The sequence below is a fragment of the Neobacillus terrisolis genome, assembly GCF_051233475.1.
Classification (GTDB): Bacteria; Bacillota; Bacilli; order Bacillales; family Cytobacillaceae; genus Bacillus_BU.
In genome coordinates this window covers 187,397-199,984 of sequence record NZ_JBKFGH010000011.1, presented here as the reverse complement: position 1 = coordinate 199,984, position 12,588 = coordinate 187,397, and the positions used below count along the sequence as shown (strand labels likewise).

9 protein-coding genes are annotated in these 12,588 nt (G+C 39.8%); all 9 read right to left on the bottom strand.

Annotation, left to right across the window (positions count from 1 at the left end; genetic code table 11):
- Nucleotides 1-402: 402 nt before the first annotated feature.
- The 9 genes from lonB to ilvC all read right to left on the bottom strand — a co-directional run bounded on the left by lonB (nucleotide 403) and on the right by ilvC (nucleotide 12,584).
- Nucleotides 403-2,070, bottom strand: coding sequence for an ATP-dependent protease LonB (gene lonB / locus ACI48O_RS08185; RefSeq protein ID WP_435561243.1), 1,668 nt, complete (start codon nucleotides 2,068-2,070; stop codon nucleotides 403-405).
- A gap of 120 nt (nucleotides 2,071-2,190) precedes the next feature.
- Nucleotides 2,191-3,456, bottom strand: a complete 1,266-nt coding sequence (gene clpX, locus ACI48O_RS08180; protein ID WP_435561242.1) for an ATP-dependent protease ATP-binding subunit ClpX — start codon at nucleotides 3,454-3,456, stop codon at nucleotides 2,191-2,193.
- A 470-nt stretch (nucleotides 3,457-3,926) separates the two neighbouring features.
- Nucleotides 3,927-5,216: a trigger factor gene (tig, locus tag ACI48O_RS08175; protein WP_435561240.1), complete on the bottom strand. Its 1,290-nt coding sequence runs from the start codon at nucleotides 5,214-5,216 to the stop codon at nucleotides 3,927-3,929.
- A 167-nt stretch (nucleotides 5,217-5,383) separates the two neighbouring features.
- Nucleotides 5,384-6,406, bottom strand: a complete 1,023-nt coding sequence (locus tag ACI48O_RS08170; RefSeq protein WP_435561239.1) for a tetratricopeptide repeat protein — start codon at nucleotides 6,404-6,406, stop codon at nucleotides 5,384-5,386.
- Between the two features lie 340 nt (nucleotides 6,407-6,746).
- Nucleotides 6,747-7,331, bottom strand: coding sequence for a 3-isopropylmalate dehydratase small subunit (leuD, locus tag ACI48O_RS08165; RefSeq protein WP_435561238.1), 585 nt, complete (start codon nucleotides 7,329-7,331; stop codon nucleotides 6,747-6,749).
- A gap of 64 nt (nucleotides 7,332-7,395) precedes the next feature.
- Nucleotides 7,396-8,808, bottom strand: coding sequence for a 3-isopropylmalate dehydratase large subunit (gene leuC, locus ACI48O_RS08160; protein ID WP_435561237.1), 1,413 nt, complete (start codon nucleotides 8,806-8,808; stop codon nucleotides 7,396-7,398).
- A gap of 17 nt (nucleotides 8,809-8,825) precedes the next feature.
- The gene (leuB, locus tag ACI48O_RS08155) at nucleotides 8,826-9,944 is read right to left on the bottom strand and encodes a 3-isopropylmalate dehydrogenase (protein WP_435561236.1); all 1,119 of its coding nucleotides are present in this window, start codon (nucleotides 9,942-9,944) and stop codon (nucleotides 8,826-8,828) included.
- A gap of 86 nt (nucleotides 9,945-10,030) precedes the next feature.
- Nucleotides 10,031-11,578 carry a 2-isopropylmalate synthase gene (locus ACI48O_RS08150; protein WP_435561235.1) on the bottom strand — a complete coding sequence of 516 codons (1,548 nt, stop codon included), beginning with the start codon at nucleotides 11,576-11,578 and terminating at the stop codon, nucleotides 10,031-10,033.
- On the bottom strand, nucleotides 11,565-12,584 hold the full coding sequence (gene ilvC, locus ACI48O_RS08145; RefSeq protein ID WP_435561233.1) for a ketol-acid reductoisomerase: 1,020 nt from the start codon (nucleotides 12,582-12,584) through the stop codon (nucleotides 11,565-11,567). Before ilvC ends, ACI48O_RS08150 begins: the two co-directional genes overlap by 14 nt.
- Nucleotides 12,585-12,588: the final 4 nt, after the last annotated feature.

Genomic DNA, 12,588 nt, shown 5'->3' with positions numbered 1-12,588 from the left:
CAATCTTAACGTATAAAAAATGATATGGAAAGCGAAAGCATCTAAAAAAGCCCAAGGAGATTGTTCATCGCTTCTTACCCCAAAATATACCTTATTTTCTGTACAAACTTCAAAGAAAAACTTCGGTTTGTCAGTGACGGCAAACCGAAGTCCATTTCTATTTTTGGGTGATTTCCGTTTCAGGTGCTCCCTTTCCGCGGGGGAGTCCGGGAGCCTCCTCGGCGCAAGCGCCTGTGGGGTCTCCCGAGACACCTTCTCCCGCAGGACGTGAATAATCATCCATGAATGAACACCGCACGATAAAATGCCTAAGCATTTTAGAGGAGTGTCGCACCTTCCACTCCAATCAAAATCAACATTGCTTCTTAACATAGCTCTTGTTAATAAAGAAAACATTTTCCTTTATACACTTTCCTTTTTGGAAAGATCGATTGTTGCGGTGATGATTTGGTCGCGGGATGTTTCCTTTAAGAATGCTCGCTCGAATACTTCGTGCAGTTGAGTGACTGGGATAATTTCAATTCCTTTAATCTCTTTAAGAATCGACTGCATATTTTCCTTTGGAATAATAACCGCCTTTGCTCCCGCTTTCTTAGCAGCCTTCACCTTCGGATACACACCGCCGATCGGCTTAACATTCCCGTGAATGCTGATCTCTCCTGTCATGGCAATCGTATGGTCAATCGGTATTTTATAAATTGCCGAATAAATACCTGTTGCCATCGCAATCCCTGCTGACGGGCCATCGACAGGAACACCACCCGGAAAATTCACATGTATGTCATATTCATCAGCTGGAACACCAATGGAGCGGAGCACAGTGATCACATTCTCGATTGAGCCTTTTGCCATACTTTTTCGACGGATCGACTTGCTGCGGTCACCAATGCTTTCCTCTTCTACAATTCCTGTAATATTAATGCTTCCCTTGTCCTTAGCAGGAATAACGGTTACTTCTATTTCTAATAATGATCCGGAGTTTGGACCATGAACAGCCAAGCCATTCACCAACCCGACCGTCGGGTTTGAATTGATTTTTTTCTCCATCCTTGGCGATAGCTGACTTGACTGAATTACCCACTCAAGATCATCATCTTTAATAAAGCTGCGATTTTCTTGAATGGCAATCCCGGCAGCGATTTGAATCATGTTAACTGCTTCCCGGCCATTACGAGCATATGAAGATAAAATATGTAAGCCATTTTCACTGATGGCTAGATTTACTTTTTCCGCCGCTTTTCTGGCAACACTCGTAATTTCCTCCTGAGTTAACTCCCTGAAGAAAACCTCCATACAGCGGGATCGAATCGCCGGAGGGATTTCATTAGGTGTTCTCGTTGTTGCCCCAATTAAGCGAAAATCCGCTGGGAGACCATTTTTAAAAATATCATGAATATGGCTTGGAATTTGTGGATTTTCCTCGTGATAATAGGCGCTTTCAAGAAAGACTTTCCGATCCTCTAAAACTTTAAGAAGCTTATTCATTTGAATTGGATGCAATTCGCCAATTTCATCGATAAAAAGAACGCCACCGTGAGCATTTGTCACGGCTCCTTGCTTTGGTTGAGGGATACCTGCCTGCCCCATTGCCCCCGCACCTTGATAGATGGGATCATGAACAGAGCCAATGAGTGGATCAGCAATTCCCCTTTCATCAAACCGAGCGGTTGTCGCATCTAATTCGATAAACACGGCCGCCTTATGAAAAGGAGATTTTCCATTTTTCTTTGCTTCCTCAAGGACTAAGCGAGCCGCTGCCGTTTTACCCACTCCAGGCGGACCATAAATAATCACATGTTGAGGGTTGGGGCCACAAAGAGCTGCCTTTAACGATTTGATTCCATCCTGTTGCCCAACGATATCTTCAAAGCTTGCAGGACGCACTTTTTCAGATAGAGGTTCAGTTAAGGAGATGGCTCTCATCTTTCGTAATTGCTCCATCTCCTTTCTCGATTCTCTATCTATTGAAATTTTTTGACTCCGCTGGTTTTTTAATAAATTCCAAAAATAAATACCGATTACTATGCCGAAAAAGAGCTGGATAAATAAGGCAATCCCCGTCCAATTCATCGTATTCCCTCCTGGAGTAATATACTTATGATATTAACTAGTATCCCCGAGGGTAAGACGGAATAAACAACAATTTAATGAAAAAATCCAACCGTAAATTATACAGTTGGATTTTTTGAACTATGCAGATGTCTTACGTTTTTCATTCACAATCGTGCCATCTTCAAGAACTAATTTTGGTACCTCGTTTTCAATAACCGTTTCGGCCGTAATAATACATTTAGAAATATCATCACGAGAAGGAAGATCGAACATAACATCCAACATGATTCCTTCAATGATAGAACGAAGTCCACGAGCGCCTGTTTTCCGTTCAATCGCCTTTTTAGCAATCTCTTTTAGTGCTCCTGGTTCAAATTCTAATTCAACATCATCAAGCTCGAGCATTTTTTGATATTGCTTAACAAGTGCATTTTTAGGCTTTGTTAAGATTTCAATCAATGCATCTTCATCTAATTGCTCTAAGCTCGCAATAACTGGAAGACGACCAATAAATTCAGGAATTAACCCAAAACGAAGCAAATCTTCAGGCAGTACCTTTGATAATAGCTCCTTTTGACCAATTTCCTGCTGTTTGATGTCCGAACCGAAACCAATTACTTTTTGACCTAATCGACGCTTGATAATTGGTTCAATTCCATCGAATGCTCCACCGCAGATAAACAAAATGTTGGTTGTATCAATTTGAATAAATTCTTGATGAGGGTGTTTTCTGCCACCTTGAGGAGGAACGCTCGCCACTGTACCTTCTAATATTTTTAGAAGCGCTTGCTGTACACCTTCACCGGATACATCTCTTGTAATCGAAGGATTTTCCGACTTGCGGGCAATCTTATCAATTTCATCAATGTAAATAATTCCTTTTTCTGCTTTTTCAACATCATAATCAGCTGCTTGAATCAATTTTAAGAGGATGTTTTCAACATCTTCCCCTACATATCCAGCCTCCGTTAAGCTTGTTGCATCGGCAATCGCGAAAGGAACATTTAAGATACGTGCTAAAGTTTGAGCTAATAAGGTTTTTCCGCTACCAGTCGGTCCAATCATACAAATGTTACTCTTAGACAATTCAACATCATCAATTTTACTGTTTGAATTGATCCGTTTGTAATGGTTGTATACCGCGACCGATAAAGATTTCTTAGCTTGATCTTGACCAATAACGTACTCGTCTAGTATTTCACGAATTTCCTTCGGCTTTGGAACGTCTTTAAATTCAACTTCCTCTTCGGTACCAAGCTCTTCTTCTACGATTTCAGTGCATAACTCAATACATTCATCACATATATATACACCTGGACCGGCAACTAATTTACGTACTTGATCCTGTGTCTTGCCGCAAAAAGAACATTTCAATTGCCCTTTTTCATCATTAAATTTAAACACTGACTTCACCCCTCGATAAAAACTAAAAACTATATAGTTTGGATCAAATCAATAGAACTTTGATTAGCCTTTTCTTAATATTCCTACAGTTATGTATATTGGATTGTAACACACTTTTTCTTCATACATGAAATAATAACACTTGAGTGGAAAAATTTTTCAATTTAGCGAGGCTAATCAAGGTTCAAAAAAGAAAATATGTACTAATTAAGCTTAACCATAATTCAACAACTTAAATCCGACCAACAGGAACTACCTAAAAAAAATTTATGGAAATTCCTTTTAAAAAAAGAAAATATATCGATTTCATAAAAGGAGTTTTTCCATACCTCTATTATAATATATGTATGTGTAATTTGTATAAAACAAGGCACGATAAAATCGCGCCTTGTTTTATTTAAATAAAGTACGTATAAAATTTTAATATGTGATTTAGAAAAGACTTTTACGTTACTTCTGCTTTTGAAAAATTATTCAGCCTTTGTTGTGCTATTTTCAACAAGGAATTCAACTGTTTTTCTTAGACGAAGATCAGCTTTAATTCCTTCAGCTCCACCAATTGCCTTTTTAATATCTTCAACAGACATTTTATACATTTCAGCCATTTTATCTAACTCTGCGTTAACATCTTCGTCAGAAGCTTCAATGTTTTCTGCAGTAGCGACTGCTTCTAATGTTAGGTTTCCACGAACACGTTGTTCAGCTTCACCTTTCATTTGTTCACGAAGAGCTGACTCATCTTGTCCAGAGAATTGGAAGTAAAGGTCAAGATTCATGCCTTGCATTTGCAGACGTTGCTCAAATTCATTCAGCATACGGTCTACTTCATTATTGATCATTACTTCTGGAACTTCCATTTCAGCATTAGCAGTTGCTTTTTCAACTACTGAATTTTGAATATGGTGCTCTTCTTGGTGCTTCTTGTCATGCTCAATACGGTTTTTGATTTTTTCTTTTAACGCATCAAGAGTTTCTACTTCATCATCTACATCTTTTGCAAATTCATCATCAAGAGCCGGAACTTCTTTGCCTTTGATTTCATGAATTTTTGTTTTGAAAACAGCAGGTTTACCAGCAAGTTCAGCAGCATGATACTCTTCAGGGAATGTAACTTCTACATCTTTCTCTTCACCTGTAGCAAGACCAACTAATTGCTCTTCGAATCCAGGAATGAAAGAACCTGAACCAAGCTCTAATGAATAGTTTTCAGCAGTACCGCCTTCGAATGCTTCGCCATCAACATAGCCAGCAAAGTCAATTACAACAGTATCGCCTAGTTCTGCTGTACCTTCTTCTTTAACTACAAGCTCAGCATGGCGCTCTTGAAGCTTTTTAATTTCAGCGTCAACTTCTTCGTCTGTTACAGTTGTATCAAATGCTTCGATTTCAAGGCCTTTGTATTCGCCAAGCTTTACTTCTGGCTTAACTTGAACAGTTGCTTTGAAAATAAAGCTTTTGCCTTTTTCGATTTGTTCAACATCAATTTCAGGGCGGTCGATTGGCTCGATACCTGTTTCTTCAAGAGCTTTTGTGTAAGCTTCAGGAAGAAGATAATCTACTGCTTCTTGATAAAGTGCTTCTACACCGAAACGCTTTTCAAACATTTGACGAGGCATTTTTCCTTTACGGAAGCCAGGTACATTTACTTGCTTTACTACTTTTTTGAATGCAGCGTCTAAACCTTCGTTTACTTTTTCTGCATCTACTTCAACTGTAAGAACCCCTTGGTTCCCTTCTAACTTTTCCCACTTTGCAGACATACTCATTTTTCCCTCCAACAATCTATTCTCATTTTTCATTCTTCACGAATATGTAGGAATCCTCTTGACGTACAAGTTTATCCCTTGAAATAAGCATTTTTTGTGTTTTATGCACATTACAACCACTACATTATAACATAGGATTCTTGTGTTTCAACAGCTAAGGCTTAATTATGGGCAAGAATTTCTTCTATTTTGCCGATTAAGTCTGCCGCTGTAGTGACCTCTGTTTCCTCTACATGATAGAGATCGATGATTTGATCAAAATCATTTTCCTGGCCAAAATAGGCAGATGCAGTATAATGAAATGCCGCCGCCCAGACCACTGGTTTCCCAGCTTCTATCCTTAGTGGATATAAAAGAAAAAAATAACGGTCAAGTAGTTGTTTAATGCTTTCAAATAATATAGGATTTTCATTTTCAACCACACCACGAACGCGATCTGTTATAGCAAGCAAATCAGGGTGCTCATGAACATCAAATAATTGATCTGGCGTGCACAATACTTGTCTAGCAAACTTTTCCACTAAAATTTCCTTTTCATAATCTTGTTCCTTTAAGACATTTAACAGCATTGTTTTAAAAAACGGATCTCCCTTTTCAGAAGAAAGAAATTCTGTTAACTCTGTCATATAGGCACGAACATTAGAATGTGATAGTTGTCCGGCAATTTGCACCTGCTCCCCAGGATCCGTGTATGAATACAAGTCCAGCTCAACATTTTCCACCTGCTGTTGCCGCTCATTTTCAAAACTTTCTGGTGCGGAATCGGCCATTTTCCGGCTGAATTGGAGCAATTTCATAAAATGATCGAGTTTATCTGTTGGAACTTGTTTTTCCTCCAATAATGCTTCAATCGTCATCACAATTTCATCATGCTTGTGTTGCTGAACTAAGATCATTATGTACATATCAACAATTTTGAAGTATTCACCGATACCTATTTGGAGCATTTCTTTGGCAAGCTGGTTTGCTTCGGTTAAATTACCTGATTCAAAGTAGGCAAGGACAAGCCCTACATTTACTTCCTCGCTGTCAGGATCTAGATATCTTGCACTCTGCAATAATTCGATTGCTTCACGATATTTCTTCTGTTTTAACCGATCGAGACCCTTTTCCAATAACCTTTTATCTAAATCGGGAAAGAGAATAACATTGTCTTCTTTTTTGATTCGCTCCCGTTTTTTCATCAAAATACTCCCCTAAACAAGTTTGAGGTTAGTTTAGCACGGGGTGAAGAAAAAAACAAAAAAGTTTAGACTACTAAATGGAAGCGTTAAAGAACAATAGTGATTTTGAACACGCTGTTGATTGGAGCGGAAGGTGCGAGACTCCTGCGGGAGAAGGTGTCACGGGAGACCCCACAGGCGCTATGGCGCCGAGGAGGCTCCCGGACTCCCCCGCGGAAAGGGAGCACCTGGAGCGGAAATCAACAGCCAAATTTAAAGTATTTTAATTAATTTTGATTTCCGCTCCATAGCAAAAAAGATTCACAGACTCTTCGCTGTGAATCTTTTCATGCTACAAATTCTAGAAATTAATCTTTTCATACTCAGCAATTTTATCGTCTAACTGAAGTGTGATTTCGATTTCATCCCAACCATTTAAAAGCATATGCTTCCAATACGGATGAATTTCAAATGAAGCGCTAAAGCCCTTTTCATCCTTCACCAATTGCTTTTCAAGGTCAATTGTCAAATTATAAGGCTGGTTTTTAGCTGTTTCTAATAAATACTTTATTTCCTCTGCAGTTAGCTTTATTGGTAACATACCATTCTTCAAACAATTTTGATGAAAAATATCGGCAAAAGAAGTTGATATTACGACTTGGAAGCCATAATCCAACAACGCCCATGGTGCGTGTTCACGAGAAGATCCACACCCAAAGTTTTCATTCGTAATTAATATAGAAGCCCCTTGATTTTCAGGGTAATTCAATTCAAATTCAGGGTTTAATTCGCCGTCAGACTTGAAGCGCCAATCGTAAAATAGAAATTGTCCAAACCCTGTTTTTTCGATTCTTTTAAGAAATTGTTTCGGAATAATTTGATCCGTATCAACATTTACTCGATCAAGCGCTACAGCTTTGCCATTTATCTCTTTAAATCCGCTCAAAATAGCGCCTCCTCTCAATCATTTTCTTCAGCAGTTTGCGTGCTTTTCAGCTTTTTAAATTGAATTAACGCACCTCAGAAGCGGCAAGATTACGAACATCTGCAAAATGACCGTAAATCGCTGCGGCAGCAGCCATAGCCGGGCTCACTAAGTGTGTACGCGCGCCACTTCCTTGTCTACCCTCGAAGTTACGGTTAGAAGTAGATGCACAATGTTCCCCAGGAGGGACAATATCCGCATTCATACTTAAACACATACTGCATCCTGCATGTCTCCATTCGAAACCTGCTTCAGTAAATACCTTGTCTAATCCTTCAGCTTCAGCAGCCGCTTTCACTGCCTGTGAACCAGGTACAACAAGGGCTCTTACGTTTGGATGGACTTTCTTACCTTTAATGACTTCAGCTGCGGCACGTAAATCTTCGATGCGCGAATTTGTACAGGAACCGATAAACACGTGCTGTACTGCGATGTCCTCAATGGATTGTCCTTCTTTAAGACCCATATATTGAAGGGCACGCTCAACCGCTTTGCGGCTGTTTTCTGTTTCGCATTCAGATAATAATGGAGTTCTACCATCTACCGGTGCCGTCATCGAAGGGTTTGTTCCCCAGCTAACCATTGGTGCAATGTCAGCACCATCAATTTCGATGATTTGATCATAGGTTGCATCCTCATCAGAAGCAAGAGCTGCCCATTTTTCCACCAATTGATTAAATTCCTCGCCAGCTGGTACATACTTTCTTCCTTTAAGATAAGCGAAAGTCGTTTCATCAGGACTAACTAGCCCAGCTCTTGCACCGCCTTCAATCGACATGTTACATACCGTCATTCTCTCATCCATTGACATATTGCGAATGGCTTCTCCGCAATATTCAATCACGTATCCAGTTCCAAATCCAATCCCATATTTTGCAATTATATAAAGGATGACATCTTTAGCGGTTACACCAAGTGCTAATTTGCCATTAACCTCTAGCTTTAATGTTTTTGGCTTGGTTTGCCACAATGTTTGTGTAGCTAGCACATGCTCTACTTCACTTGTACCAATCCCAAACGCAAGAGCTCCAAAAGCACCATGAGTAGATGTGTGGCTATCTCCACAAACAATGGTTTTACCAGGCTGAGTTAAGCCTAATTCAGGACCGATAACATGAACAATCCCTTGTTCTGGACTTTCTAAATCAGCTAAAGTAATCCCAAATTCTGCACAGTTGCGTTCTAGTGTGGTAATTTGGTTTAGGGCAACCTGATCTTTGATATCAAAAGGATTATCAGTCGGAACGTTATGATCCATCGTGGCAAACGTTTTGTCTGCTCTTCTTACTTTCCGGTTCTTTAATCTTAATCCAGAAAATGCCTGTGGAGAGGTCACTTCATGAACAAGATGTAAGTCAATATATAATAAATCCGGTTTTCCTTCTTCTTGATGAACGATGTGATTTTCCCAGATCTTTTCGATAATTGATTTACCCATGTACTTTCCTCCTCGCCTTATGAATAACAATTCTGGATTTTAAGAAGTGCTTCTGTATCAAGAATTGCCGCCTTAATTTCCTCAATCATTTCAGTTGTTGAAACCTTCTTAACATCAGTGCCTGCACCAGCAATATCAGCTGTACGATAACCACAATCAAGCACATGGTTAACAGCTGCTTCAATTGCATCAGCTTCTTTCGTTAACCCGAACGATACACGTATCATCATCGCCGCTGAAAGAATCGCACCGATTGGGTTAGCAAGATTTTGTCCTTCAATATCAGGTGCGGACCCGTGGATTGGTTCATATAAATATGGACCACTCTCAGAGATACTTGCTGAAGGCTGCATTCCAAGCGAACCTGTTAAAACAGAAGCTTCATCACTTAAAATATCACCAAACATATTTTCCGTAACGACAACGTCAAACTGTTTTGGATTTTTAATAATTTGCATTGCAGCATTATCAACAAGCATATGCTCTAATTTCACTTCTGGGAATTCCTTCGCAATTTCCTCAGCTACTTCACGCCATAATCTGCTAGATTCTAAGACATTTGCTTTATCAACAGAAGTTACCTTTTTATTTCGAGTACTGGCGAGTTCGAAAGCAGTGCGAACCACTCTTTCGATCTCTCTACGAGAATAGTATAAAGTATCCAATGCACCATCTTCGCCATCACGCTGTGTCCGTTCTCTTGGTGTACCAAAATAAATGCCGCCTGTTAACTCGCGAACCATTAAAATATCGATACCCTCAATGATTTCTTTGCGAAGTGGAGAAGAATCCGCTAAACTGCGATAATAGTTTGTTGGTCTTAGATTTGCATAAAGTTCTAATTCTTTACGAATTTTCAATAACCCTTGCTCTGGTCGAAGTTTCACTTCAATACGGTCCCATTTTGGTCCACCGACTGCTCCGAGCAAAACAGCGTCACTTTCTTTACAAAGCTTAATTGTTTCGTCCGGTAATGGAGTACCGTCAGTATCTACAGCATTTCCGCCAATTTTCCCATATGAGAAATGAAATTGATGATTGAACCGCTCTCCAATTGCATTAAGGACTGCAACTGCTCCGTTGGTTACTTCTTTACCAATTCCATCTCCAGGTAAAACCGCAATACGTTTTTCCACGGAAGTCCATCCCCTTTTTATAATATTTAAAATAGAAGGCGCCACCGACTATTTTCCGAAGAAGTCTATTTGCGGCGCCTTTCTTATTATCTTGAACCTTCAGTTATTACTTGAGATTGCTCTGCTAAATAAATAACACGATTAACTGCATTTAAGTATGCTTTTGCTGATGCTTCGATTACATCTTGCGCCAGACCGCGTCCACTTGATTCTTTGCCAGCATAATTTAATTTAACAAAGACTTGCGCCAATGCATCACGCCCCGCACCAACAGATTGGATGCGATAATCAAGCAAATGAACCTGCTCCTTAACACAGCGTTCCAATGTGTTATATAGCGCTTCAACGCTTCCTGCACCGTTTGCTGTTTCTTCAATAAGCTCATTATTCCGACCAGACAAGGTCACAGTAGCTGAATGAACTTGATCAGTAGGATTTTGAACTTGAACAGACTTTAATTGATAGAAATGATCTTGATCCTTTGAAAGTCGTTCATCTAGAACGATGGCCACTAAATCATCATCTGTCATTTCTTTCTTCCGGTCAGCCAGTTCCTTAAAGATACTAAATAAATGTGGAATATCCTCATCTGGAACATTTAGACCTAGCTCTTGTAAACGAATCTTAAACGCATGTCTGCCTGAATGTTTTCCAAGAACTAACGAGTTGGATTTAACCCCAACTAACTCTGGAGAAATGATTTCGTATGTTGATTTTTCCTTTAATACACCATCCTGATGAATGCCTGATTCATGAGCAAATGCATTTCGACCTACAACGGCTTTGTTAGCCGGAATTGGCATACCCGTCAACTTACTGATCAACGTACTAGTTCGGAAAATTTCATTCAACACAATCCGTGATTCTGCTTTATAGAAATCTTTGCGAATATACAGGGCCATAATCACTTCTTCAAGTGCAGCATTTCCTGCGCGTTCACCGATTCCGTTAAATGTACCCTCAACCTGTGTGGCACCATTTTCTACAGCCGCTAAGGAGTTGGCTACCGCCATCCCTAAATCATCATGACAGTGTGTTGACAAACTTACCTTATGAATCGATGGAACATGTTCGCGTAAATAGGCAAACATTTGACCATATTCTTGCGGTGTTCCATATCCGACAGTATCTGGCAGGTTAATAACATTCGCTCCCGCTTGAATCACCGCCTCAACGATTTCAGCAAGGTAAGGCAATTCTGTTCGGCTAGCATCTTCTGCAGACCATTGGATTATCGGAAACCTTTGCGCAGCATATTTAACAGCTGTAACAGCAGTTTCGATAACCTGCTCTTTTGTTTGTCTTAATTTATATTCCCGATGAATCGGGGAGGTTGCAATAAACGTATGCAACCTCGGTTCTGCTCCGTCCTTTAAGGATTCCCAAGCAGCATCGATATCGCTAATGACTGAACGAGCTAACCCAGTGACCGAACAACCTCTAATGGTTTGGGCAATTTTTTGAACAGAAAGGAAGTCACCCTTTGAAGCAGCAGGGAATCCTGCTTCAATAATATCTACGTTGACACGCTCTAGTTGCCTGGCAATTTCAAGCTTTTCTGATAGGTTTAAATTGACACCGGCAGATTGCTCTCCATCCCTTAACGTTGTATCGAAGATTTTAATTTTTTGCACCGGCAACCACTTCCTTATTCTTTTGGTTAACGAATGGCATCATTTTTCTTAATTCTTTACCAACTACTTCGATTTGGTGTTCGTTTTCTCTTCTATTGATAGAAGTAAATTCAGGACGACCAGCTTGGTTTTCTAAAATCCAGCCTTTAGCGAAGCGTCCTTCTTGAATATCTTTTAATACTTCTTTCATTTCAGCTTTAACAGCAGCTGTTACGATACGAGGGCCAGTTACGAAATCGCCCCATTGTGCTGTATCAGAGATTGAATAGCGCATGTTCGCTAATCCACCTTCGTACATTAAGTCAACGATTAATTTTAATTCGTGTAATGTTTCAAAATAAGCCAATTCTGGTTGGTATCCTGCTTCAACAAGAGTTTCGAAACCAGCTTTAACAAGTGCAGTAGTACCGCCGCATAGAACTGCTTGCTCACCGAATAGATCTGTTTCTGTTTCTTCTCTGAATGTAGTTTCTAGAGCACCTGCTCTTAATGAACCGATTGCATATGCATAAGCTAATGCTAATTCACGAGCTTCACCGGTAACGTCTTGATAAATTGCAAATAATGCAGGTACACCAGCGCCTTCAGTGTATGTACGGCGCACTAAGTGTCCAGGACCTTTTGGAGCAACTAACAATACATCGCTTTCTTTTGGAGCAACGATTTGATTGAAGTGGATGTTAAATCCATGTGCGAACATTAATGCTTGATTTGTAAGATTTGGTTTGATTTCTTCATTGTAAACCTTTGGTTGTAGCTCATCTGGAAGCAAAATCATAACTACATTTGCTTTTGCTGTTGCTTCACCAACTGATAATACTTCAAAGCCGTCTTCTACTGCTTTATCCCAAGATTTCCCTGGTCTTAAACCGATAATTACGTTAACTCCGCTTTCTCTCATGTTTTGCGCATGTGCGTGACCTTGAGATCCATATCCGATAACTGCTACAGTTTTTCCTTGTAAATATGATGGGTTTGCGTCTCCGTTATAGTACATTTTTGCCATTGTA

Bases quoted from the DNA above. Each gene is read 5' to 3' on its own strand.
- lonB (WP_435561243.1), bottom strand. From the start codon at position 2,070: ATGAATTGGACGGGGATTGCCTTATTTATCCAGCTCTTTTTCGGCATA.
- tig (WP_435561240.1), bottom strand. From the start codon at position 5,216: ATGTCTGCAAAGTGGGAAAAGTTAGAAGGGAACCAAGGGGTTCTTACA.
- ACI48O_RS08170 (WP_435561239.1), bottom strand. From the start codon at position 6,406: ATGAAAAAACGGGAGCGAATCAAAAAAGAAGACAATGTTATTCTCTTT.
- leuC (WP_435561237.1), bottom strand. From the start codon at position 8,808: ATGGGTAAATCAATTATCGAAAAGATCTGGGAAAATCACATCGTTCAT.
- ilvC (WP_435561233.1), bottom strand. From the start codon at position 12,584: ATGGCAAAAATGTACTATAACGGAGACGCAAACCCATCATATTTACAA.